This window comes from Halorussus amylolyticus, assembly GCF_004143485.2.
In the GTDB taxonomy this organism is placed as follows: Archaea; Halobacteriota; Halobacteria; order Halobacteriales; family Haladaptataceae; genus Halorussus; species Halorussus amylolyticus.
Window position 1 is genome coordinate 532,244 of record NZ_ML974131.1, and the last position, 22,892, is coordinate 555,135.

Annotated in this window: 28 protein-coding genes; 16 read left to right on the top strand and 12 right to left on the bottom strand. The window is 65.1% G+C overall.

What is annotated here, in order from left to right; genetic code table 11:
- Nucleotides 1-177 precede the first annotated feature (177 nt).
- Nucleotides 178-996, top strand: coding sequence for an amidohydrolase family protein (locus EKH81_RS06625; RefSeq protein WP_132057373.1), 819 nt, complete (start codon nucleotides 178-180; stop codon nucleotides 994-996).
- 32 nt (nucleotides 997-1,028) lie between these two features.
- Here the strand turns inward: EKH81_RS06625 and EKH81_RS06630 are convergent, their stop codons facing one another.
- Nucleotides 1,029-1,418 (bottom strand): DUF7344 domain-containing protein, encoded by a 390-nt coding sequence (locus tag EKH81_RS06630; protein WP_132057375.1) that lies wholly within the window; start codon nucleotides 1,416-1,418, stop codon nucleotides 1,029-1,031.
- Nucleotides 1,419-1,568: 150 nt separating this feature from the next.
- On the opposite strand from EKH81_RS06630, the gene EKH81_RS06635 reads away from it, so the two are divergent.
- Nucleotides 1,569-2,264 carry a helix-turn-helix domain-containing protein gene (locus EKH81_RS06635; protein WP_132057377.1) on the top strand — a complete coding sequence of 232 codons (696 nt, stop codon included), beginning with the start codon at nucleotides 1,569-1,571 and terminating at the stop codon, nucleotides 2,262-2,264.
- A 2-nt stretch (nucleotides 2,265-2,266) separates the two neighbouring features.
- On the opposite strand, the gene EKH81_RS06640 is transcribed toward EKH81_RS06635, so the two are convergent.
- Together EKH81_RS06640 and EKH81_RS06645 are read right to left on the bottom strand one after the other, a co-directional pair.
- On the bottom strand, nucleotides 2,267-3,172 hold the full coding sequence (locus EKH81_RS06640; protein WP_132057379.1) for a glycosyltransferase family 2 protein: 906 nt from the start codon (nucleotides 3,170-3,172) through the stop codon (nucleotides 2,267-2,269).
- A 54-nt stretch (nucleotides 3,173-3,226) separates the two neighbouring features.
- Nucleotides 3,227-3,934 (bottom strand): class I SAM-dependent methyltransferase, encoded by a 708-nt coding sequence (locus EKH81_RS06645; protein WP_132057381.1) that lies wholly within the window; start codon nucleotides 3,932-3,934, stop codon nucleotides 3,227-3,229.
- Between the two features lie 103 nt (nucleotides 3,935-4,037).
- Here EKH81_RS06645 and EKH81_RS19275 point away from each other — a divergent pair, with 103 nt between their 5' ends.
- Nucleotides 4,038-4,199, top strand: coding sequence for a hypothetical protein (locus EKH81_RS19275; RefSeq protein ID WP_202935072.1), 162 nt, complete (start codon nucleotides 4,038-4,040; stop codon nucleotides 4,197-4,199).
- 57 nt (nucleotides 4,200-4,256) lie between these two features.
- Here the strand turns inward: EKH81_RS19275 and EKH81_RS06650 are convergent, their stop codons facing one another.
- Complete coding sequence (locus EKH81_RS06650; protein ID WP_132057752.1) at nucleotides 4,257-4,682, bottom strand: PPOX class F420-dependent oxidoreductase; 426 nt, start codon at nucleotides 4,680-4,682, stop codon at nucleotides 4,257-4,259.
- A gap of 149 nt (nucleotides 4,683-4,831) precedes the next feature.
- Between EKH81_RS06650 and EKH81_RS06655 the strand changes: the two genes are divergently transcribed.
- The 5 genes from EKH81_RS06655 to EKH81_RS06675 all read left to right on the top strand — a co-directional run bounded on the left by EKH81_RS06655 (nucleotide 4,832) and on the right by EKH81_RS06675 (nucleotide 8,049).
- Complete coding sequence (locus tag EKH81_RS06655; RefSeq protein ID WP_132057383.1) at nucleotides 4,832-5,101, top strand: MarR family transcriptional regulator; 270 nt, start codon at nucleotides 4,832-4,834, stop codon at nucleotides 5,099-5,101.
- 52 nt (nucleotides 5,102-5,153) lie between these two features.
- Nucleotides 5,154-5,945, top strand: coding sequence for an MBL fold metallo-hydrolase (locus EKH81_RS06660; protein WP_132057384.1), 792 nt, complete (start codon nucleotides 5,154-5,156; stop codon nucleotides 5,943-5,945).
- 3 nt (nucleotides 5,946-5,948) lie between these two features.
- Complete coding sequence (locus EKH81_RS06665; RefSeq protein WP_132057385.1) at nucleotides 5,949-6,605, top strand: YkgJ family cysteine cluster protein; 657 nt, start codon at nucleotides 5,949-5,951, stop codon at nucleotides 6,603-6,605.
- A gap of 189 nt (nucleotides 6,606-6,794) precedes the next feature.
- Nucleotides 6,795-7,220: a TRAM domain-containing protein gene (locus tag EKH81_RS06670; RefSeq protein ID WP_132057386.1), complete on the top strand. Its 426-nt coding sequence runs from the start codon at nucleotides 6,795-6,797 to the stop codon at nucleotides 7,218-7,220.
- Between the two features lie 208 nt (nucleotides 7,221-7,428).
- Nucleotides 7,429-8,049 carry a DUF106 domain-containing protein gene (locus EKH81_RS06675; protein ID WP_132057387.1) on the top strand — a complete coding sequence of 207 codons (621 nt, stop codon included), beginning with the start codon at nucleotides 7,429-7,431 and terminating at the stop codon, nucleotides 8,047-8,049.
- A gap of 15 nt (nucleotides 8,050-8,064) precedes the next feature.
- On the opposite strand, the gene EKH81_RS06680 is transcribed toward EKH81_RS06675, so the two are convergent.
- Nucleotides 8,065-9,792 carry a radical SAM protein gene (locus EKH81_RS06680; RefSeq protein ID WP_132057388.1) on the bottom strand — a complete coding sequence of 576 codons (1,728 nt, stop codon included), beginning with the start codon at nucleotides 9,790-9,792 and terminating at the stop codon, nucleotides 8,065-8,067.
- A gap of 381 nt (nucleotides 9,793-10,173) precedes the next feature.
- Here EKH81_RS06680 and EKH81_RS06685 point away from each other — a divergent pair, with 381 nt between their 5' ends.
- From EKH81_RS06685 to EKH81_RS06690, 3 genes are read left to right on the top strand one after another with little or no spacing between them, the layout of a single operon-like run.
- Complete coding sequence (locus EKH81_RS06685; RefSeq protein WP_162224512.1) at nucleotides 10,174-11,382, top strand: hypothetical protein; 1,209 nt, start codon at nucleotides 10,174-10,176, stop codon at nucleotides 11,380-11,382.
- 57 nt (nucleotides 11,383-11,439) lie between these two features.
- Nucleotides 11,440-11,598, top strand: coding sequence for a DUF7559 family protein (locus tag EKH81_RS19280; RefSeq protein ID WP_202935073.1), 159 nt, complete (start codon nucleotides 11,440-11,442; stop codon nucleotides 11,596-11,598).
- A complete protein-coding gene (locus tag EKH81_RS06690) occupies nucleotides 11,595-12,011 on the top strand; it encodes an Hsp20/alpha crystallin family protein (RefSeq protein WP_132057389.1) in 417 nt (138 codons plus the stop codon). The genes EKH81_RS19280 and EKH81_RS06690 overlap by 4 nt, the downstream gene beginning before the upstream one ends.
- Before the next feature lie 159 nt (nucleotides 12,012-12,170).
- On the opposite strand, the gene EKH81_RS06695 is transcribed toward EKH81_RS06690, so the two are convergent.
- The 5 genes from EKH81_RS06695 to EKH81_RS06715 form a co-directional block, all read right to left on the bottom strand.
- The gene (locus EKH81_RS06695) at nucleotides 12,171-13,286 is read right to left on the bottom strand and encodes an NAD(P)/FAD-dependent oxidoreductase (RefSeq protein ID WP_132057753.1); all 1,116 of its coding nucleotides are present in this window, start codon (nucleotides 13,284-13,286) and stop codon (nucleotides 12,171-12,173) included.
- Nucleotides 13,287-13,402: 116 nt separating this feature from the next.
- Nucleotides 13,403-14,182: a DUF7388 family protein gene (locus EKH81_RS06700; protein ID WP_132057390.1), complete on the bottom strand. Its 780-nt coding sequence runs from the start codon at nucleotides 14,180-14,182 to the stop codon at nucleotides 13,403-13,405.
- A 492-nt stretch (nucleotides 14,183-14,674) separates the two neighbouring features.
- On the bottom strand, nucleotides 14,675-15,277 hold the full coding sequence (locus EKH81_RS06705) for an NUDIX hydrolase (protein WP_132057391.1): 603 nt from the start codon (nucleotides 15,275-15,277) through the stop codon (nucleotides 14,675-14,677).
- A 36-nt stretch (nucleotides 15,278-15,313) separates the two neighbouring features.
- Entirely contained in the window at nucleotides 15,314-15,793 is a 480-nt protein-coding gene (locus tag EKH81_RS06710) for a DUF7109 family protein (protein ID WP_132057392.1), read from the bottom strand.
- Nucleotides 15,794-16,225: 432 nt separating this feature from the next.
- Nucleotides 16,226-17,326 carry a pyridoxal phosphate-dependent aminotransferase gene (locus EKH81_RS06715; protein ID WP_132057393.1) on the bottom strand — a complete coding sequence of 367 codons (1,101 nt, stop codon included), beginning with the start codon at nucleotides 17,324-17,326 and terminating at the stop codon, nucleotides 16,226-16,228.
- A 93-nt stretch (nucleotides 17,327-17,419) separates the two neighbouring features.
- Here EKH81_RS06715 and EKH81_RS06720 point away from each other — a divergent pair, with 93 nt between their 5' ends.
- From EKH81_RS06720 to EKH81_RS06730, 3 genes are all read left to right on the top strand, one after another.
- The gene (locus tag EKH81_RS06720) at nucleotides 17,420-17,776 is read left to right on the top strand and encodes a nuclear transport factor 2 family protein (protein WP_132057394.1); all 357 of its coding nucleotides are present in this window, start codon (nucleotides 17,420-17,422) and stop codon (nucleotides 17,774-17,776) included.
- A 40-nt stretch (nucleotides 17,777-17,816) separates the two neighbouring features.
- Complete coding sequence (locus EKH81_RS06725; RefSeq protein ID WP_132057395.1) at nucleotides 17,817-18,350, top strand: CinA family protein; 534 nt, start codon at nucleotides 17,817-17,819, stop codon at nucleotides 18,348-18,350.
- Nucleotides 18,351-18,420: 70 nt separating this feature from the next.
- Entirely contained in the window at nucleotides 18,421-18,909 is a 489-nt protein-coding gene (locus tag EKH81_RS06730) for a metal-dependent hydrolase (RefSeq protein ID WP_132057396.1), read from the top strand.
- 4 nt (nucleotides 18,910-18,913) lie between these two features.
- Here EKH81_RS06730 and EKH81_RS06735 read toward each other — a convergent pair whose 3' ends face one another.
- Nucleotides 18,914-19,672 (bottom strand): PHP-associated domain-containing protein, encoded by a 759-nt coding sequence (locus EKH81_RS06735; RefSeq protein ID WP_132057397.1) that lies wholly within the window; start codon nucleotides 19,670-19,672, stop codon nucleotides 18,914-18,916.
- A 108-nt stretch (nucleotides 19,673-19,780) separates the two neighbouring features.
- On the opposite strand from EKH81_RS06735, the gene EKH81_RS06740 reads away from it, so the two are divergent.
- Entirely contained in the window at nucleotides 19,781-21,436 is a 1,656-nt protein-coding gene (locus tag EKH81_RS06740; protein WP_132057398.1) for a long-chain fatty acid--CoA ligase, read from the top strand.
- Between the two features lie 430 nt (nucleotides 21,437-21,866).
- On the opposite strand, the gene EKH81_RS06745 is transcribed toward EKH81_RS06740, so the two are convergent.
- Complete coding sequence (locus tag EKH81_RS06745) at nucleotides 21,867-22,055, bottom strand: hypothetical protein (RefSeq protein WP_132057399.1); 189 nt, start codon at nucleotides 22,053-22,055, stop codon at nucleotides 21,867-21,869.
- A gap of 301 nt (nucleotides 22,056-22,356) precedes the next feature.
- On the opposite strand from EKH81_RS06745, the gene EKH81_RS06750 reads away from it, so the two are divergent.
- A complete protein-coding gene (locus tag EKH81_RS06750) occupies nucleotides 22,357-22,872 on the top strand; it encodes a hypothetical protein (RefSeq protein ID WP_132057400.1) in 516 nt (171 codons plus the stop codon).
- Nucleotides 22,873-22,892: the final 20 nt, after the last annotated feature.

Genomic DNA, 22,892 nt, shown 5'->3' on the forward strand with positions numbered 1-22,892 from the left:
CTTTCGAGGCCTGCACTCCCACAGCTCCGTCACTGAAACGTAGCGACCGGGCGGGGGCTTTCTGGCTGTCGATAATTCTGTTGGTAACTCTGTTGCGTCACGCCCTCGATACTTCGTATCTCCTCGGCGCGACCACAACCGATACTGAAAAATAGGGTAGTTCCGAAATCGAGAACGATGCTGGAGTTGGAGCATCGGTTTCGGGTAGTGGACGTACACGCCCGCCTCGACGCCGACGCGGGCGGGGTACAGACTCGCGGGCGGGCCATCAGTCCCGACCGACTCGAACGCGAGATGCACCAGGCCGGGGTCGTGCGGACGGTCGTGTTCCCCGGCCCGCGCGAGGAGGGGAGCTACGTGAGCGCGAACAACGCGGTCGCGCGCCGGAGCGTCGAGCGGCCGTTCCTCGCGTTCGCCCGCATCGACGGGCCGCGCGACCCCGGCGAGAAGACTTCCTCGCGGCTTCGGAATCTGACCGCGCGACGGCAGGACCACCACACCTCCCCGGAGGACGTCGAGCAGTACGCCTACGACGACCGATTCCACGGTTTCAAGCTGGACCCGGTCGAGGACGGACTCCCCGACGAGGCGACCATCGACAAACTGGAAGACGTCGGGCTTCCGGTCCTCGTCCACGGGGGGACGGACTTCCCGCCCGCGGCCGCCGCCGATTCGCTCCTCTCGCGGTCGTTTCCCGTAATTCTCGCGCACTTCGGCGGCCACCCGCTGAATCGCGACCTGATGACCGACGCCATCGACCTGCTCGAACGCTACGACGAGTGTTACCTCGACACGAGCTACGTCCGGTACCGCGACCTGCTCGAACGCGCAGTGATGGAACACCCCGACCGCGTGTTGTTCGGGAGCGGCGCACCGAGTTCCCACCCCAACGTTGCGGTGATGGAGATTCTCACGCTCGACGTGCCCGAGGACGCCATGCGGAAAGTGTTCGACAAGAACCCCTCGCGGGTCATCGACGGTCTCGCACGCGAGTGAGCAACCGCGAACTCACCTGACGTGTCGCGCGCTCACTGGACTTCTCGGCCGATACCGGCGCTCCAGTTCTCGCCGTTCGAAATCCACTCGTAGCCGTCGGCTTCGTGGTGCGCGGCGATGTCGAGATACGGTTCGAGTCGCTCGACATCGGGAGCGAGCGAGACGACACCGTCGTCTCTGTCGTACTCGACGACCCCGGCGTCGTCGAGTTTTGGGAGGTGCGTGTGAAAGAGCGACGCCACCGTGCGGTCGCGGTCGTCGGCCACCCCCGTGGCGACGAGTTCGTCGGCGAGTTCGTCCCTCGTTTTGGGACCGTCCTCGCGGAGGGCGTAGAGAACCGACCGGCGGTGCGCGTGGGCGAGAAGTCCGAACGACGCGTCGAGTCGGTCGTGGACTTCGGGTCCGCAGTTACCACGTTCCATGTGGTCGCGAGTACCGCCAGCGTCTCCCTTAAAACCGAACCTCGGTTTCGACCGTTTTGCACCGACCGTTCTGTCCGTTCCGACTGTTTTGCTCGGCGTATCGCTCGACCGGCCCCTCGAATTAAATTACTCCGGGGCGTAGGCTACGCCGTGACCCTCATCGCGGATTTCTATCTGGAAACGCCGGTCGTTCGGGAGGCGCTCGACGCGGTTCCGGAGATGGAGGTGATGGTCGAACAGCAGACCTCTCGCGGGTCGAAGCCGTTCGCGCTCACGCTCTGGGCGTCGGGCGACGACTTCGAGACGTTCGAATCGGCGCTCGACGCCGACTCGACCGCCACCGACTGGCGGGTGCTCGCGGAAGTGGACGACCAGCGACTGTACCAGGTCGAACTCGCCGCGCGGGGCGACGAACTCATGACCTACCACTCGTGGGCCGACCTCGGCGCGGTGTTCGTCTCCTCGAAGCGCGTCGGCGACGGGTGGCGAACCCGAATTCGGTTCCCCGACCGCGAGAGCCTGCGGGAGTACGCCGCCTACTGCGAGGAGAAGGGGCTGACCTTCGACCTCCGACAACTGTACGACGCTGGCGGGCGGGACGATTACTCGCTCGGCCTGACCGACCGCCAGGCCGAGACGCTCCGAACCGCGACCGAGATGGGCTACTTCGACGTGCCCAGGGAAGTCGAACTCGAAGACCTCGCCGACGTACTCGGCGTCTCGCGACAGGCGATTTCCGAGCGACTCCGCCGAGCCACCGAAACCCTGGTCCGGGCGACCATCTCGCCCGAACAGGCCGACGCTCCCGAAAAGGCCACCTCCCGCGACGACACTGACGAGGAGTGAGGTTAGTCGTCGCGCCAGTCGTATCGCTCGACCGCTCGGTCGGCTCGCGAGGAGAGTCCGTTGGGGTTTCGCGACTCTGTTCGGTCCTTTACGCGCGAAATCAGCCCGTCTTTCGCGCCGACCGCGATGTTGGTGACCACGCGCTTGCCGTTGGCGAACCACTTCGAGGGCAGTCCTTCGCCGCGAGCCACGTCGGTCGCGGTTCCGACCGCGTCGGCGACCGCGTCCCGACCGGTGCGACCGAAGATTCCGGGGCGGGGACCGTAGTTTTTCACCAGTCGGTAGGCGAGCGCGCGGTACTTCCACCCCCAGTCGCGGTCGCCGTCACCGCGACTGTCGTCGTTTCGAGTCACGCAGACATCCGGCGACCACGTCACGTCGTGGCCGCCGATTGCGAGGCGGTGCGCGCAGTCGCGCGCACCGCCGGTCGCGAGGTACTCGTCGAAGCCGTCCACGGCTTCGACGGTCTCGCGCGTGAACGCGACGTTGTTACCGTCGAAGTACGTGACCTCGCGCCCGCCGATGGTTCGGGACTCCTCGGACTCGGTGGTCATTCCGGCGCGAACCGAGCGATGGACCGGCCCCGTCACGACCGCGGTGTCGGCGAGCGCGTCCCGAATCCCGTCGGTCCACGACGCCTCGACCACGGTGTCGTCGCCGACCACCGCGATTGCGTCACCGGTCGCGACTTCGAGGCCCGCGTTTCGGGCGACGTTCAGCGTTCTGTCGGCGACCTCGATGAGTACGTCCACGTCGTCGCGGCTCCGCACCATCCCGGTGGTTCCGTCGGCGGAGGGGCCGTTGACCACCACCACCTCCGCCTCGGGGGCGTTGGCGGCCAGCGCGTCGAGACACGCCGCGAGCCGCTCGCGCCCGTTGAGCGTCGGTACCACCACGGATAGTTTCATGTCCCGGAAAATTCCGCCGAAGCCTTAAAAGCAGTTCGGCCTCTCCTGCTCGCGTCACTTGACGCGAGTGTTCCAGTAGGAGACCGACGCGAGGTGGTCGCCGACCGGCGAATCGCCGATGGCGGTGTCGGCCTTCCGAATCGGTCCCGCAATCGCGCCCGGAATCTTCCGATAGAAGCCGTACGGCAGAATCCAGTCGTGCTCGGCGCTCACGAGTTCGAGGTTCGCACCGTCGAGGAGCGTCTCGACTTCCGACCGGCCGTAGAGCCGCGACCCCATCGGGAGGAGCCAGTTGTAGACGCTCCGCGTACTCGCGGCGTTGAAGGTGTCGAACACCACCCGCTCTTTGGCGACCCGACACATCTCCGAGAGGAACGCCGCGGGCGTGTCCGCGAGGTGGAAAAACCGCATCGCGAACACCGTGTCGAAGTGGTCGTCGGGAAACGGCAGTCGAGCGGCGTCGCCCCGCATGAACTCCAGATGGTCGGCCACGCCCGCGGTGCGGGCCTTCTTCCGACCCTGCTGGAGCATCGCGGCCGAGATGTCGAGTCCGACGATGTCCGCACCGCGCTCTGCGAGCATGACGGTGAACCGGCCGGTCCCGCAGGCGATTTCGAGGACCGTCTGGTCGTCCAGCGGGCCGATAGCGTCGAGGACCGCCTGTTTCTCCCGTCGGTCGATGAGTCGTCCGCCCCGAGAGAATCGTTTCTCCTCGTACTCCTCGGCGACCTCGTCCGCCTGATACCACTCCTCTCCTTTCACGCTTCTCACCTGTCGTATCCCACTGGGGGACTAAAACGGTACTGGAACCGTCTCGTTACCAACCGCTTTACTCGCGGGGGTCGTACCCGGTTCGGGACCCACGATGCGGACGTGCAACGGATGCGGGCGAGACCTCGCGGTCGAGGACCTCGTCCGCCACGAACGAGGTCGAATCGTACTCGTCCACTGCCCGGACTGCAAGCGCGTGCTCGGTCGCTACGACCGTCACGGCGACGACCCGAAGACCGACCGACGCTCGGAGTAGAACCACGAACCGACGATTTCCGGACTGACGATTTCCGAACCGAACACTCCGAACCGGCTACCCGTTCGTCACGACACGGTCGGGTCGAATTCGGATGACGACGCGCGGGCCGGACTCCTCGCCGTGGTTCGGATACTCGTCTACGTCCATGTACCGGCGAGCGAGTTCGTCGATGTGTTCGACTGCGCCGTCCTCGGTCACTTCGACGACCTCTCCGCGGACCGACACGTAGCGATAGGGGTCGTCGGGGTCCATCACGCAGAGACCCACCTTCGGGTTTCGCTCGACGTTTCGCTCCTTCTGGCGGCCGCGAGCGGTGTTGACCAGCAGATTCCCCTCCCCGTCGATGTCTAGATTCCCCTCCCCGTCGATGTCTATCCAGACGGGCGTCACCTGCGGCGTGCCGTCGCCCATCACCGTGGCGAAACTCGCGAACGTCTGGCGCTCGAACAGGTCGCCGAACTCCTCCGGAATCGCATCCATGCAGGCGCTACGTTCGCTCTCCACGTAATTTTTGCCACCTCGAAAATGTGAAAGGAATCCAAGTGGACCTTATATGCATTTAATGAATGTAAATTATACGGATACCAATATAGCCAACACTTACCACTACCGCTCGGAGTCCACACAACATGAGCACGACTCCGGACGAAGCAGCCGTTGCCGAGCAGTCACCAGACAACTTCCGTGAACGCCTCCGCGAACTCCCCCCGAGCGCGAAACTCGTCGCCAAAGTCCTCGAAACCGACGCCCCGCTTTCGCAGGGTCGACTCGCCGAGGAGTCGCTCCTGCCCGACCGCACGGTTCGGTACGCGCTCAACCGCCTCGAAGAGTCCGACCTCGTGGCGTCGCGCTACAGCTTTCAGGACGCCCGCAAGCAGGTCTACTACCTGAACCGCTGAGATTCCTCCGACTCACCCACGCTTTTTTTGCTCTGCGACCATCCGCCGACACATGGACCCGAAACGCGTCCCCGTGCCGACTGGGACGCTCGCACCAGACGGAACTACGAACGCCTACCTTCTCGGCCGGGAGCAGGCGCTCCTCGTGGACCCGGCGGCCCGAACCGACGACCTCGACCGCGCAGTCACCGACTGCGCGGTCGAGCACGTCCTCGTCACGCACGCTCACCCCGACCACGTGGGCGCGGTCGCCCACTACGCCGACGCCTGCGACGCGACCGTCTGGGCGCGCGCGGGCCGCGAGGACCGCTTCGAGCGCGCGACGGGGATTTCCCCCGACCGAACGTTCCGCGAGGGGACGCCGATTGGCCCCGCCACGGTGATGGAGACGCCCGGCCACGCGCCCGACCACGTTGCACTCGTCGCCGGTGACGCCGTCCTGACCGGCGACCTCGTCGTTTCGGAGGGGAGCGTGGTCGTCGGCGCGGACGAGGGCGACATTCGGGCGTATCTCACGTCGCTCCGGCGACTCTACGCTCGCAACCCCGCGAGGCTGTATCCGGGTCACGGCCCCGTCATCGACCACCCACGAGCGACGGTCGAGCGACTGATTCGCCACCGACTCGACCGCGAGGCGAAGGTGCTGGCCGCGGTGCGAGGCGGTGCGACGGAGTTGGACGGGGTTCTCGATTCGGCCTACGACAAGGACCTTTCGGGGGTCCGGGACCTCGCTCGAAGTACCGTGGCGGCCCACCTTCAGAAACTCTGGGTCGAAGGGAAGGTCGCGTGGGACGGAGAGCGCGCCGAACCGCGACACCCTTTTGCCCGCGGCGACGAACCCTGAGTCGTGCAGAGCCTCGAAGCCGAACTGGAGCGCGCCCGCGACCTCGACTCCGACGAGCTAGCCGACGCCATCGAGACCATCGGCTTCGAGTGTACGCGGTGCGGGGCCTGTTGTAAGAGCGAAGCTGACGACCCGCATACAGCGACCGTCTTTCCCGACGAGGTGCGGGACCTCCAAGAGGCGACCGAGTACGATTGGAGGGACGTCGCCCGCCCGATGCCCTACGGACTCGACAGTGACGGTGAGGACGCCGAAGGCGAGACGTTCGAGTGGGCGCTCCAGACTGACGCATGCGGCGATTGCGCCTTCTACCGGGAAGACGACGACGGTACGGGAGCCTGCTCGGTCCACGGAGACCGGCCGCTCATCTGCGAGACGTACCCGTTCTCGGTCGCGCTCGGCGGGACGAGCCAGCCGATGGGCGAGGCGGTTGACGAAGCGGGGATGGTCCGCGCCCACGAGTGCGAGGGACTGGGTCGAGATATCTCTCGGGACCGCGCCGAGGACCTCGCGGATGCGCTCAAGGAGCGCGCGGTCCGGGAACTGGAGGAGGCCATCGCGGTCCGCGACGCCTACGAACCCGCCGACCCCGACGAGGGAGTCGTCGTCCACGACTCGGAGGGCGCGAAGCGCCCGGACGGGTCGGCCTACCAAGGCTGACGAGCGCAGTGGCGACCGTCACGAGCGCGCCGACTATCAGTTTGTGATTCGACACGCGGAGGGTTGGCCGCGTCTTCGTATATAAATGCTCGGGACGTCGAGCGGTGCGACCGGCCGAGCGCGCGAGAAATGCGTTGAGTAAAGTTCTTTACGCACTGACCACTTGGATTGGAACGGAGGCATATAGCCTTGGAGATCTCTGATAAACTCCTGTGTCTGTTCAGTGCGGATGTCACTATCGAAGACGACAGGTACGTCGTCGAAGTACCGCGCCGCGAAATCGAGACCGGGTCGGTCGAACCGGGCGAGACGTATCGCGTCGCGCTCATCTCGAACGACACCGACTCCGAGACGAAGTCGGAGCCGTCGTCGTCGAAGAGCCCGAGTAGCGGCGGTAGCTCGACTCCGTCGGAACCGCAACCCCCCGTCGAAGAGGGCGAAATTCGCTACGTCGAAGTCGAGGACATCGGCAAGCAGGGCGACGGTATCGCCCGCGTCGAGCGCGGCTACGTCATCATCGTGCCCGACGCCGAAATCGGCGAGCGCGTCAAAGTCGAAATCACCGAAGTCAAGTCGAACTTCGCGGTCGGCGAGATAATCGACGAGGAGTTCTAACCGGCCTCGGCCAGCGCGCCGTCGCGGCCTCGCCGCGACGGCGCGCTGGCGGAGTTCGTCGGCCGACTCCGCTCGGTCGCTTGTGCGAGAGCTACTGGTGTGTCTGTTTCACTCGCTCTCACTGCACGTTTCGGCCGCGGTTCGGTCGCGACCGAACCGCGGCCGAAACGGGAACAGATTGATACGAATACGGCTGAAAGCAGTTACTATGACGACAGAATCACGCGGTTGGACCCGCTACGACAAACTCGCGGGTCTCGCGGCGCTCGCGCTGCTGTCGGGCTACTACGTCGACCCGATTCAGGCGGCCGTGGGAACCGGCCTCCACGCGATACTCGCGCCCGCCGCGGCGCTCGTGCCGTTCTCAGTCCTGATACTCCTGCTGGCGGGGACGACCGGCGTCTCGTCGGCGATTCTCAACGTGAAGCTCCGCAACCAGGACCGGATGGACGACCTCCAAGAGCGGATGGCGGACCTTCGGGAGCGACTCGACAGCGCCCGCGAGCGCGACGACGAGGATACCATCGAGGACCTGCGAGCCGAACAGCAGGACGTTATGATGGATTGGATGTCCGCGATGAAAACCCAACTCCGGCCCGCCGCGTGGAGCATGCTGATTTCGATTCCCACGTTCCTCTGGCTTCGATGGGTGTTCCTCGCGCCGAGCGTCGCGGTCGCGCCCGCCGCGTTCGCGCTCCCGCTTGTGGGACACGTCGCGTGGACCGCCACCGTAATCGGCCCGCTCAAGGTCTGGCTCGTGTGGTACGTCGGGTGTTCGATTTCGACCGGCATCGTCGCCAGAAAAGTGGCCGCGCGGGTCGCGGGATAGCCCGTTCGCTCGTGGTCAGTCCGCGCCCTCGGGCATTTTCGCGGTCGCGAACTGGGACAAGTCCACACCCACGTCGGCGTCCAAGTCGTCGGGCGAGTCGTAGGGCCGATTCACGATGAGGTTGCCCGCGCGCTGTTTTCCGAGGCCCGGAATCGCGGTGAGTTCGTCCATCGTCGCGGTGTTCAAATCGAGGGGGTAGGGCACGCCCGTTACCGACCGATAGCCGTGGTCTACCACCGCCACGTCCACGGTTTGTCCGAGTTCGCGCTCGCCGGGAATGCCGACGAGCAGCGGGTAGGTGCCGAGTTGGCGGCCGAACGTCCGGCCGTCCTGATGGTATTCGAGGTGGACGTTCGGCAGGCGCGTCCCCGCCGGAGCGAGTCGCCGGAGCATCGGATTGTCGATTTCCTCGCGGACCTCGGTCTTGTACTGCTTGAACAGTTTCTTGTGGTCCTTGGCGATGTCAGCGCCCACGTCGCTCATCTCGGTGCCGTCGAACGCCATCACCTGTCGGATGTTGACCCGTCGGAGCATCAGGCCCGCGTCGTACACGCGTTCGAGAAACCGCTTGTTGTGGTCGAACGTCTCCCGGCGCTCGCCCTTCAGTCCGTGGAGGAGATTGATTCCGGGCAGGAGTTTTGGGAGCCTGTTCGCGGCTTCTTTGCCGTGAGTCGGCGCGTCGTCGCGCGATTCGCCGGGACGCCACCCGGCCTCCTCGTTCACGATTTTGACGGCTTCGAAACACTCCTCGGCGGTGACGTTGAGATTATTTTCGTCCTGTACGAGCGGGTCCGCGGATTCGAGACCGAATGCCGCGGTGTCGCCGGGCGTGTTGTGCTCGGCGATGACCCGGATGCCCTCCCGCGCGAGGTCGGGCCACTCGACCACCGTGATGGGGTTCATGTTGTCGAGATGGAGTGTGCGGAGGTCGGGAGCGACCTCCCGAATCCCGCCGTAGAGTTCGCGGAGCGCGTCGGGATTCGGCTTCTCGCCGTCGCCGCCGTACGCCAGGATGTCGGCCTGTCGGCCGAGTCGGAAGTGGCGCGCGCCCCGGTCGTAGAGGCCTTCGACTTCCTCGATGACGGACCGCGGCTCTCGGAAGGCGGGATTCCCGTACAAGGGTTCCGTGCAGAACGAGCATCGGTAGGGACACCCTCTGGAGGTCTCCATCTCGCAGATGAGGTACTCGGGATGGTTCGGGTGCTGTTCGACGACGAACGCGCCCGCCTCGGCCCAGCGGTCGATTTCGGCGTTGTCGCGCATCCGATTGCCGAACCCCTCCAGACCGCTTTCGAGGAGGTCGTAGGCCGCGGCCTCCACGTCGCCTTTCGCCACGAAGTCGAAGTCGAGGTCGTCGCGCTCGGTTTCGGTGCCGCCCGCGTTCTCGTCGCCCACGCCAAACTTGACGGGGCCGCCCATCAGACTCGTTCCCTGCGCGGTCCACGCCATCTTTCGCACTTCGTCGGGTTCGGCGGGCGTCCCGCCGACGTACTTCCCGGGGACGGTCATCCCGCCGATATAAATGAACAGGTCGGCGTCCTCCACGTCGCGCCACTTGTGCGAGTCGTCCCGGAGTTCGTCGATGGTATGGTAGGTGACGTTCTCCTCGGGGACGCCCGCGTCCACGATGGCTCCGGCGGTGTATCGCGGATACGTCGAGATGTACGGCGGGACGCCGAAGTGCGCCGGTTCGTCGACGTACCCGTCCACCAGAGTCACGTCGAGAGTCGCGAGGTCGGTCATGTGGTCTCGTTGCCGCTCGACGGGTAAAACGGTGACTACACATCGGCGGGCGGCGTTCGGGGGCGACGGGTCGAGTGGGTCGGAGACCGACCGGGAGTAATCGGCGTGTACCACCTATCAAAGCGTAAGGTGGTCGCGTTCTGAATCGACACGCCGACACTTCCGTATCGACGCCGAGCAGCCTCGGCGAACGCCGCCACGCGACCGACGGAGACCGAACCTTCTCAGGTCGTTCTATCGCGCCTAAAGTCACGGACCCGACGGGTCGGTCGCGTTCGCGACGACCGAGGTGGTCGTCGCAGTTGCACCATCACGGCGAATGTAGCGTCGCTGAAAGTAAGCGGCGTGGAACAATGTTCGAACCGGTCAAAGCAACGCTCGATGTCCGAACGACCACTCCCGACCGACCGCATCGAGCGCCGAACCGTGCTGTCGGCGCTCGGGGCCGGACTCGGTGGCGCTGGCCTGAGTCGTCACGTCCTCGCCCGCGAGTCGGCGGACGCGACCCACGTCGTCGAGCAGGGCGACCGGTGCGTACCGATAACGCCGCTGTCCGGCGACGAGACGGTCGAGGAGTTCTACGACTACCGGACCCCGTTCACCGACCCCTCGGGACCCGCGTACAGTTCCTACGGGACGACCGACCTCCAGCGGGCCGAGACGAGCATCTGCTTCCTCTACGACGGTCCGGAGGGACTCAGCCTCGTCGTGATTCACGACGCGCTGGACGACGGCACGAGTGGCGGGTCGGTCACCTTTCAGTTCGAAAACCTCGCTGGCGGCGAGTGGGCCGTCGGAGACGACGTCTACGACGGCGAGTCGAACTACGACCGATTCGAGGAGACCGCCGATGGGTGGCAGATAGACTGGACGTGGACCGAAGGACGCTCCGACGGTGGGGCCTACCGGCCCCTCGGCGACGACTTTGCCGTGACCATCCACCCCGCGTTCAACGAGGAAGCCGCGCTGTACGGCGACCCCTACGAGGGCGAACTCACCGACTGGCAGGTCGTTTCGGGCGACCGGAACGACCCCGACCGCATCTCGTTGTCGCTCACGGACTCGGTCACGATTCGACCCGGAGACTGTTCGGGGAGTGGGACGACCACGACCGTTGGGGAGACGACTCGCGAGACCACGCCGGACGGGAAGGACGAAAAGGCAGACGACGGACACTCCGACCGCGATGATGACGACCGCGAGGACGACGACCGCGATGACGAGAGCGACGAAATCGAGGACGACGACCGTGCAGACGACGGAGGGAGCGACGAGGATAACGACGAAGACCACGAGAGCGACGACAGAGGAGGTGATGACGAGGAGAACGAGGAAGATGAAGATGAAGACGGCGATGGTGACGATGACGAGGAGAACGAGGAAGATGAAGATGAAGACGGCGATGGTGACGATGACGAGGAGGAAGACGGCGATGACGAGGGGGAGGACGACGATGACGACGACGAAAATGAAGACGGAGAGAAAGCCCCCGGAAAGAGCGGCGAAAAGGGGGCGGGTCGCGGCGGCAGGGGCGACGAGAAGGGACGCGGAAACGGAGGGGACCGCGGTCGGGGGAACGGCCGCGACTGACGACGGATTCTCGCCGAAGCCCGCGTGTTTATGGTCACGCGGGCGTTAGGTCCGAGCATGCCCGCGACACTCGAAGTAGCGTGTACGAACGACGACTGCGAACTCGACATGTTCGAACTCCACTACACCTACGACATGCCCGACGGGACGGGCGTCTCGGACTTCCAGTGTCCGTACTGCGCTCGAACCGACACGCTCGACGAAATCGAGCTATGAATCTCCGGAAACTCGGCCGGTCGGTCGGGGGTGCGGTCCTCCAGCGTGTCGGCCGCGCCGCGAGCAAGGTCCAAGAGTCCAAACCCCTCCCCGTGGACTTGCTGGAGAGCGACGACGCCTACCTCGTCGTCTTCGACGCTCCCGGTGCGACCGGAAGCGACGTGCAGGTCCGGTACGCCGACGGCGCGGTTCTCGTCCGTATCGACCGCTTTCGCGACTACCACGAGGGCTTCGAGATGCTGTTCCCCGGTCGCGGCCTCTCGCTCGACGGGCAGGCCGAACTGCCCGCCGACGCGCTCGTGGACGCCGAGGAAGCGTCCGCAACCCTGACCGAACACGGCACGCTCGAAGTCCGAGTTCCGAAGCGGGCCGAGGAGGCCGACGAGCAGGACGGCGAATCGGTCGAGGCGTAGCGACTCGCCGACTTCATTTTCGCGACCGTAGCACTCGAACGCGTCACGTGGGGGACACTGCGCCAGCGAACGCGCCGACCGCGACTCCAGTCGCGGTCGGCGCGGTTGCCGTGCCAACTTCGGAGACCGTATTTTCTGAGCGACACGACCCGACGGGCGCTATTCGACCGCCATCCCCTCCACGATGTCGAACTCCTCGTCGCCGTCGAATCGCGTCGGGTCGAACTCGGGAATCGGGTCCTCGCCGAGCACCGATTCGGCGGCCGCCTCTGCGAGCGCCGGGGCGCGCATGAAACCGTGGCCCTGCCACCCCGCCGCGACGAACAGGCCCTCGCGGAGTTCCCCGAGCAGAGGGTCGCGGTCGGGGGTCGCAACGCAGAGGCCCGCCCACGCCTCGCGGACCGCGCCGAACTCGCCGAGACGGTGGCCGAGTCGCTCGCGAGTCACGTCCACGAACTCCGAGTCGGCGTCGCGCTTCCAGTCGTCGGGGTCGCTCTCGACCTCCTCGGTGCCGTCGCCCGCGAGCAGGCCGTCGGGATGGGGTCGGAGGTAGTAGCCCGCGGTGGCGTCGTAGGCCATCGGCAAGTCGTCGCGCCGGTCGTCGTCGAACCCGGCGGTCAGCGCCTGCACTCGATAGGGCTTCAGCGCGACCTGAATCCCGGTCTCGGCGAGCAGGCGCTTGGTGTGTGCGCCCGCGGCGACCAGAATCGCGTCGAACGATTCGGTCCCTTCGTCGGTCTCGATTTCGAGGCTCTCGGCGTCGAGTCGGGCCTCGGTTCCGGTTCGAACGTCGGCCCCCGCTTCGCTGGCCTTCTCCGCGAGCAGTTCGGCGTAGGTCGCCGGGACGGTACACCCGGTGTTCTCGGCGACCGCGGCGACGCCGACATCGTCCCACTCGACCGTCGGGAACCGCTCGCGGAGTTCGTCGGGGTCCACGAGCGCGACGTCCCGGCCTTCGTCCTGCATTCGGGGCACCTGCTCGCGGATGGCGTCCGCGCGCTTCTCGTCGCCGTCGCGGGCGAACAGGACGTAGGGCGTCTCGCGGAACTCGAAGTCGCCCTCGCCCGAGAACTCGCGGAAGCGCTCGATTGCTCGGTCGCCGACGCGGGCGTCCTCGGGCGCGGCGAAGGCGTCGTAGAGGACGCCCGCGGCCCGGCCCGTCGATTCGCCCGCAATCTCACCCTTCTCGTAGACCACGACCTCGGCGTCTCGCTCGGCGAGGTCGTACGCCGCGGTGACGCCGATTGCGCCGCCGCCGACGACTGCGACCTTCATCGCTGTCCCCGTAGCGAGCGCCCTGATTTCGTCGCTGTCGCGGATTCGTGCGGATTCGTACAACTCATGGCCGGGAGAAGGTCGGTCGGGCACTTAGCGTTGTGCCCCTCGGAAAATCAGCAGAACTCCTCGACGCCCCGCGCGGGGTAGCCGACCACGGTGTCGGCCCCCGCCTGCTTCAGTGCATCGACGCGCTCGGCGACCTCTCCGGGCGTGCCGACCAGCGCGTAGTCCTTGCTCGCGGCCGAGAGGACCTCTCGCGCTCGACCCGTCGCAGTGGCGTCTGTCGCCGCGCCCTCGGGGAGCGCCCGTGCCACGGGTCCCCGACGCCCGATGTACGCGCCCACGGCGTCGAGGACGGTGTCGCCGTCGTCGGTCAGCACCGTGGGGGCGTAAATCGCGATTTCGCCGTCGAACCCCGCGGCCCGGAGGCCGCGAACGTCGCGGTCGGTCGAGCGCGAGAGGAGTTCGAACTGGGTGGCCCCGGTCGCGAGCGCGGCGCGCTCGACGCCCTCGGTGCCGACCCACGTATCGGGGTCGCGCTCGACCACGGCACCGAGTCGGGGCGCGACCGCCTTCCGGCGCTCGTCGTCGGTGAGGTACGCGGGATGTCCGGCGACCGCGACCCGGCGGACGCCCTCGGGAATCTCGCCCGAGAGGCTATCGTCGCCGAGGGGGTCGTACCCCTCGGCGCGGACGGGCGTGGTCAGCCGGACCTCCTTGTGACGCGCGAGGTCGGCGAGCGTCTCGGCGTCGGGCAGATGCTCGCGGCCCTCGTAGTCTATCGTGACCGTCTCGAAGGGGAGGTCACGCGCGCGGGACACGTCGCACTCGGCGGGCTTGAGCGCGGCGGCGTCGATACCTGTGTTCACGACGGCCTTGCCAGTCGTCAGCACGCGCGAACACCTCCAGCAATAGTTACTCGTCTACGACTCGTGCGGAACTCGATCCATCGTCTGTGCGACCATGTAGCCACTCGTACCCGTGGGAGGGTCAAAAGGGTATCGGCACGCGTGAGTCTTACCGCGTCTGCCCGCCCGCGAGGGTCGCTTCTGAACGAAACCTGTCAGTCAGTTTTACCTCTCGGCGCGCGCTGGCGCGACCCTCGTGGTCGCGCCCAAAGCGCGCGAGGGATGAGTATCGCAGATTGCGAGCGTCAGCGAGCAATCGAGAAACGCAGTCGGTTGGGGAGGACTGTGGCCTGCGGTCGCAGTGCGGCTTGCGGGGGTGGAACTGAAAGGGGCCGCCCGCTCGCGGTCACGTGAGCAAACGAACGAGACCTCGGCGGACGCGGTTTGTCCGGCGGCGGCGAGCGCGCGGGCTTTCTGGCGGTCTGTAGTCACTCTACTTCTACCGAGACAGACAAGCGTTCAGAACGCCCACCAGTTTCACCCTCGCCGAACGTCGGCGTCGGGGTCCACCACCCGATCAATCTTCTCCGGCGCACGCCAGTCGGTCGTCAGTTCCAACAGTTGGACCAGAATCCGGCCGGTCGCGCCCCACACCGTGTAGCCGTTCACGCGGAAGAAGTGGACGACCGCCTCGCCGTACTGGGGGTGCTCGCGGCGCTCGCTCTCGTAGTTCTCGGGGTCGAGAAGCCCGGAAACAGGTAGAATCGCGATTTCGGCCACCTCGCGCTCGTCGGGCGTGTACTCGCGGTCGGGGACGCGTGCGACGAACGGACTCACCGCGTACCGGGTCGTGGTCCGGATGTCGTCGAGTCGCCCGACCACCTCGGCTTCCTCCGGTCGGAGACCGATTTCCTCCTCTGCTTCCCGGAGCGCGGTCGCCAGCAGGTCGTCGTCGCTCGGTTCGCGGCTTCCGCCCGGAAAGCTCATCTGCCCGGCGTGCTCGCCGAGGTGGTCCGCGCGCTTCGTGAACAGGAGGAACTGCTCGCCGTCGCGTTCGACCACCGGGGCTACCACCGCGGCGTCGCGCTCCTCGTCGGTGACTTCCCGCGGGGCGTACTCGGCCACCCGACCCAACTCCATACGACACCCTCGGACTCGTGCGTCTTAATTTGCCCGTTAGTCGAGCGTGCGGTCGAGCGTCTCGCGCACGTCCCCCACCTCGACCGGTGCCCACGCTTCGAGGTCGTAGCTCACGTCGAGCAGGTCGCGCGCTCGGTCGGCGTCGCCCGCCGCCGCGACCGTTCGGGCCTCCTCGCGGAGTCGGTCGGCGACCGTCTCGCCGAGACCCTCGCGGTCCAATTCGCGGTCGGGCACGTCCAAGATGTGCGGCAGGTCCGCGCCGTTCTCGGGGACCGTCGGAAACGCCGCGGGACCCGCGACCAGCAGGCTCTCGTCGCCGTCGTCCCACGCTCGCTGGTCGGTTTCCACGAGGTGATAGCCCGCAATCGCGCGTTCGATTTCGGCCGTGAACGCCTCGCGTTCGACATCCTTGCCCTGCTTGAAGGCGAGTTCCACTAACGCCTGTTCGAGTTCGTCGCGGGTCAGCGCGTCGAAGAGGTCCACCACCCCGGCGAGTTCGTCGGTCGTGTCGGCCATTCGTTGTCGGGGAGGGGTTCTCGCGGGGGCTTAGTTGTTCGGGAAGAGTGATGGACTGATGGTGTTTGCGTCGCTTCTATCGAATTAGTCATCATCGGCGTGACGGTAGCTATTCCCGGTACCTATGAGGACCGCGCCGCACAGCACCGCGCCCCCGTACCTCCCCGCTTGCGCACTCGGTCGCCCGCACCGCAGGTGCGACCGAGTGCGCGGCGCGTCCTGTGGTCGGACGGGCCTGCTGGAATTTAGGGACTGTCGAGTCGGCCGTCACGAGAGTTTAAATACGAAGCCGGAACCAACCCTTCTCGGACGCTTCGTGCGGTTGCGGGCAGATAGCTGGCAACTCGGCTAGCACGGTCGATGACCCCGTAACCGCCAGTCCGACTACCCCGAGAGGGCTGAGCCACTATCGAATGCGGCCACTAGACGAATCTACGCGAAGTAGTCGGCCAGTCGCTCGGCGGCCTCCTCGACATCCGGGGTCACGAGCGCGAACCGAATCCGGTCGGCTTGCGACTCGCCGAACGCCTCGCCGGGCATCCCCGCCACGCCCGCCTCGTCGATGAGTCGCTCGACGTTCTCCAAGGTCCCGGGGAAGTCGGGGAACCGAGCCATCACGTAGAACGCGCCGTCGGGGCTGGAAAAGTCCGCGCCAGCGTCGGCGAGCGCGCCCGTGAACGTCTCGACGCGCTCTTCGAGGAGCTGGCGGTTCGCCTCGTAGTACGCCGGATCGGTGTTCCGGAGCGCGTGCAGGACCGCGTACTGGCCGGGTCGCGTAGTCGCGACGTTGGTGAGCATGTGGCGGGTCTTCGCCATCTCGACCAGCGACTCGGGGAAGACAGCGTAGCCGACGCGAAAGCCCGTGATGGCGAACGTCTTCGAGTAGGAGTTCGTGACCACGCGGTGGTCAGAATCGACCGACAGCGCCGAGGTGAACTTCCCGGAGAAGTCGAAGTGGTCGTACACCTCGTCACTGACGAGCAGCGCGTCGTACTCCTCGGCGATGGCGATGAGTTCGGCCATCGTCTCGGCGTCGTAGATCGCTCCCGTGGGGTTGCTCGGCGTGTTGACCACGATGGCGGCCGTCTCCTCGCTCGCGGCCTCGCGCACGTCTGCAGGGTCGAGCGCGCCGCCGTCCTGAGTCGGGACGTAGCGCGCCGTCGCGCCGAGCATCGAGGTTTTGCCGGGATAGTACGGATAGACGGGGTCCGTGAGGACGAACTCCGACCCGCGCTCGCGCTCCAGCGCCCGCGCCATCGCGAGGTAGTTCGCCTCGCCGCCGCCGTTGGTCACGATGACCTGCGAGGTATCGACGTTCCGGCGGTCGGCGATTTCCTCGCGGAGTTCGAGCAGGCCCTCGCTCGGGGGGTACTGGAAGTCCGCGCCCCCGAGGTCGGCGTACTCGTGAAGCCCCTCGCTGATGGCGGGCGGCGAACCCCAGTCGGGATTGCCGCTCACCATGTCCACCACGTCTCGGTCCGCATCGGCCGCGTACTGCATCACGCGAAAGAACAGCGGCGTGTCGTACTCCATAGTCGCACCTCGGACGCGGCCCTACTCTTTCTTTCGACCCGCGGGTATCGCTCGCTCCAAAACGATTTCCCGTGAAGCTCCCGTCGAACCGACATGACCAACGCAGACCCGCAGGCGGTTCGAGCGTACTACGACCGAATCGACGCCGAGGCGTACGAGGCGGTGTTCGCGCTGTTCGCGGACGACGTGACCTACGACCGGCCCGGCCAGTCGAATCTCTCGGGGATGGCGGCGTTCCGAGAGTTCTACCTCGAAGACCGGCCGCTCGAAGACGGGAACCACGAAATCGCTAGTCTCGTCGTGGACGGCGACACCGTCGCGGTTCGCGGACGATTCTCTGGCGAGCAGAACGGCGAGCGCGTCTCGTTCGGCTTCGCGGACTTCCACCGGTTCGACGGAGGCGGGAACATCACCGAACGGTGGACCTACACCGACCGCGACGAGGTGTAGACCCGCACTTTCATTCCCGCCCGGCGCATCACTCACGGACATGAGCGAACACGCCGACGACTCACCCATCGAGGAGCGCCTCGGAGACGCCCTGCGCGAGGCCGACCACACTATCGCAGTCGCCGAATCCTGCACGGGCGGTCTCGTCGGGTCGCTCCTGACCGACGTGTCGGGGTCGAGCGACTACTTCGACCGCGGCCTCGTGACCTACTCCTACGACGCCAAACTCCAGCACGTCGGCGTGACCCGCGAATCGCTCGACGACTGCGGCGCGGTCAGCGAACCGGTCGCCCGCGAGATGGCTCAGGGGGTTCGGGACGCCGCCGGAACCGCGTGGGGCGTCGCCACCACCGGTATCGCAGGACCGACCGGCGGGACCGACGACAAGCCCGTCGGGACCGTGTTCATCGGGGTGGCATACGCCGCCGACTGGGGGACCGGCGACTCGTACGCGACCGTCTCTCGCTACGAGTTCGACGGCGACCGGCGCGCGATAAAGGAGCAAATTGCTCGGCAGGCGCTCGAAGACGTGTTGGCGGAAGTCCGAGAGGTGGCGGGCGAGGGGACCGACTGAGTTCGCCGGTCCGGAGGGAAAACCTTGTGACCCCTCCGGATAAGGACTCGCACATGACAGAGGGAGCGAAATGAACAAGGAGGGACACGTCCTCAACGCGGCCCTCCTGAGCATCGGTCTCGGCTACATCATCCACCCCGCGGGCGACGTGCCGACGTTTTTGATGATAGCCGAGGTCTCGGTTCCGGTAATCTTGGGCGCGCTGCTCCCGGACGTGGACACCGCGTTCGGCAAGCACCGCAAGACGCTACACAATCTGCCGCTGCTCGCGATTATCTACGCGTATCCGGTGTACTTCGGCAATCTCCACTACGTCTGGATAGGCGTGGCGACTCACTACGTCCTCGACATGCTCGGGAGCAAGCGGGGCATCGCGCTGTTCTACCCCTACAGCAAGGAGTACAACCTCCCGTTCGGGGTTCCGGTTTCGAGCAAGCGGGCGACCGCCGTCACGGTCGCGGTGACCGCCTTCGAACTCGCGGTCATCGCCGCCGTCGTTCACCTCGACCTGCCGTTCCGGATTCAGGACCTCTCGACGAGCGTCAGCACGCTCGTCTGAAAACTCAGTACACGCCGTCGAACCGGTCGTCGTACGCGACGTTGTCGGGATGGGTCGGTTCCGTGCCCGAGAGGAGGATTCGGTCGATTTTCTCGTAGGAGTTCTCCCACCCGAGGTGGGCGAACTCCGCGGCGCATCGAAGCCGGTGGCCCCACCCCGACCGGTGGACGACCCGGCGCGAAACCCCGTCTCTGAGCGCGCCGACCAGGTCGCTCGCGGAGTCGATTTGCGTCTCGAACTCGGTCCACGCCTCGCCGACCGTCGTCCGGAGGTGTGCGTACGACGAGGTGAACGTCGGGAGGTCGAGGTCGGCCGCAATCGCGCTGGCCCGGCGGTCGTGGTGGGGCCAGTGCTTGGGGTTGTACGCCTCGACGGCGTGGACCGCATCGCAGTACGCCCGGAGGTCGTCGGCGTCGAGACTCACGTTGAGAAATTCGGGGTGGGGAACCAACACCGCGGCGTCCTGTCGGGCGAGTTCGGCGAGCGCGTCGTCGAGCGAGACGAAGTCCGGAATCGGCTCGTCGAGACCGATTCCGAGGACGTGTCTGCGATTGTGCCACCGCCCGGTGAACACCTCCCGACCGGGCACCACGAGCAGGTCGTCGTCGGAGAAGCGAGCGCACAGCTCGCGAACGTCGGGGAGGCGGGTGAAGTGGGGCGCGTACACGAGCGCGTCGAGGCCGCGGGCTTTCGCTCGCTCGACCACTCGCTCGTCCAGCACTTTCACGTGAAGGTCCGCGCGGAACGGTTCGCCGTCGGTCACGTTCTCTCGTTTCGACACGACGCTGTTAACGATTCTGATTCGCCAAGTGATTCGGATACCGTGGGGGACGGTAGCAAACCATAAGAATCAGGGGCGAGACAGTCCGGTATGGTAGGCGCAGACCAGACCCTTCGACCGTTCTTGTGGCGCGCGGCCAAGCTTCACCCCGACTCCGAAATCGTCTCGCGGACGGCTCGGGGCATCGAGCGGTACGGCTACGACGAGTACGACGACCGCACCGCGCAGTTGGCGAACGCGCTCGACGCGGCGGGTGTCGAATCGGGCGACAGGGTCGCCACGTTCTGCTGGAACCACCACCGCCACGCCGAGACGTACTTCGGGGTGCCGAACTCGGGCGCACAGCTTCACACCATCAATCCCCTGCTTCCGGACCACCACATCCAGTACATCGTGGAGAACGCCGAGGACCGCCTGCTGTTCGTGGACCCCTCGCTCGTCGAAAAGCTCGAAGGCGCGGCCGATTCGGAGGCGTTCGAGAGCGTCGAGCAGTTCGTCGTCATGGACGAGGCGGTGCCCGACACCTCGCTCGACCCAGTAACCGACTACGAGTCGTTCGTGGGCGACCAGCCGACCGACTACGACTGGCCGAGCCTCTCGGGCGACACCCCGGCGGGGATGTGCTACACCTCGGGGACGACTGGAAAACCGAAGGGCGTCGAGTACACCCAGCAGATGCTCTGGGGGCACACGATGGCGACCCTGACGCCGCAGGGCTTGGCGTTCGAGGAGTCCGACGTAATCATGCCCGTGGTGCCGATGTTCCACGTCAACGCGTGGGGGATTCCGTACTCGGCGACCGCCGCGGGCGCGAAGCAGGTGTACCCCGGTCCCGCGCCCGAACCCGCCGACCTCGCGAGTCTCATCGAGGAGGAGGGCGTCACCTTCACCGCGGGCGTCCCGACGGTGTGGCTCGGTCTGCTGGAGTACCTCGCGGAGAACGACGCCGACATGTCCTCGCTCGAACGAATCGTCATCGGCGGGAGCGCCGCGCCCGAGAGCCTCATCCGGGAGTTCGACGAGGAGTACGACGTGGAAGTCCTCCACGCGTGGGGGATGACCGAGACCGCGCCCATCGGCACCGTCTCGCACCTCAAGTCGAAGATGGACGACTGGAGCAAGGAAGACCAGTACGAGAAGCGCGGCAAGCAGGGACTCATCGCGCCCGGACTGGAGTTCAAGGTCGTCGGCGACGACGGCGAGGAGGTGCCGTGGAACGGCGAGGACTTCGGCGAGATGTACATCAAAGGCCCGTGGGTGACTCAATCGTACTTCAAGCGTCCCGAGGCCAACGAGCAGGACTTCGAGGGCGAGTGGCTCAAAACGGGCGACGTGGTGACGGTCGATTCGGACGGCTACGTCAAAATCATCGACCGCGCGAAAGACGTTATCAAGAGCGGCGGCGAGTGGATTTCGTCGGTCGAACTCGAAAACGCGCTGATGGCCCACGACGAGGTGGCGGAGGCGACGGTCGTCGGCGTCCCCCACGAACGCTGGCAGGAGCGCCCCGTTGCCTTCGTGGTCCCGGTCGAGGGAACCGACGAGGACGCGCTGAAAGAGAGCATTCTGGCCCAAATCCGCGAGGAGTACCCCCGGTGGTGGGCACCCGACGAGGTGGTGTTCATCGAGGAAGTGCCCAAGACCGCGACTGGGAAGTTCGACAAGAAAGTGTTGCGTGAGCAGTACGACGACGAATCGCTCGTGGCGGGGTCGGTTCCGGAAGAGGCCGCGCCCGACGAGGAGTAGGAGCGGCGAACGGGGCGGACTTCGGTGGAATCACCTGACATATCTGATTTTTCGCGCCACCTCGACTTTCCACCCGGCGCGCGCTGGCGCGACCCGCGAGTGGTCGCGCCCAAAGCGCGCGAGGGATGAGTATCGCAGGGAGGAGCGACCGGAGGGAGCGACTGACTGAGAAACGCAGTCGGTTGGGGAGGACTGTGGCCTGCGGTCGCAGTGCAATGCATTGTATTGCACTGCATTGCGGCTCTCATAGGTACCGGGAGTCGCTAGCTTCCTGTTGTTTTCCGTCTTGTTCGACTTCTCCGAAACATCTCACTATTATATATGTTGGGCATTTCGGTATTGATAACATCGGTGTGATAAATACAAGGGCTTGTCCATCAATTTAAAGATAAATGAAAATTAGTCCGAATTTAGCGAGTCAGTGGCCGAGTCACCTGAAAAACGAAAGCGGAATTGCTACCAGAATACCCATTACCAAAACATAGACGCCCAACTTAGTGACACCGCTAATCAGAGAAGTGGCGAATTCGGGATCGGCACCCCACAAAACTGACACAATACCCACTCCGGTGACGAGAATTACACTTGCGACTACGAACTCAAGTAGGTCATCTATCATCGAGATCACCAAATAGATCCACAGTTTGGTCATACACTATTCGCCGTTCAGACTCATTGCGTCGAGATTTGTGTATCGACGGTAGATTTACGTTTTGGCGTTTTGTCATGGTATTTACTATGACCGTCTTGAGACGACGGCCCTTCAGCCTGAACATGGTCTTCTTGCCCATGTTGACTGTAGTCTGCCTACGACCGAGGGCCGATTATAATGAAAAGTCCAGTCGTGTCCGTACGAACACATTCGTCACCACAAGAACCGATTCGCGACCCCACGAATTAGTACAAGGAGGGCTGATTGTATGAGCGACCCAAGAAAACAAGTCAAAACAATTCGGCAGCAAAAGATTCTTGAGTCCTTTCAGAATTCCAATGAACCCGTGCTCACTACTGGGGAAGTCTCGGAGAGGATTGAGTCTGTGACACAGGAAACTGTTCTTGACGATCTTAAAGGGATGCGCGGAAATAGACTCAGTGGGAGAAAGACGAATCAAGGATGGATTTGGTGGGTACCGACAGAAGATTCAGAAAGCCATAAAGAAAAAGTCGCTACGGAGGATCAACTTCGGAGAGCAGTCGCTGACTTAGTGGTTAGTAGAACGGATATTCGAATATTGACAGCATCGCTTGCCGTGTTGGCAGGTCTGAGTATTGGTGGGGCCGTAATATATCTGATGCTGGAATTGGATATATGGCTGTTACCAGTTTCAGAGGAGTATGCTATCTTGGTTAATTATGCCTCAATGGTCACAGCAGGTCTGGCAATTGCATCCTCTGGTTTGGCAGTCTTGGGACGAGAGTGGATGCATAAAGGATGACCTGATTGGGACTGGTAGTC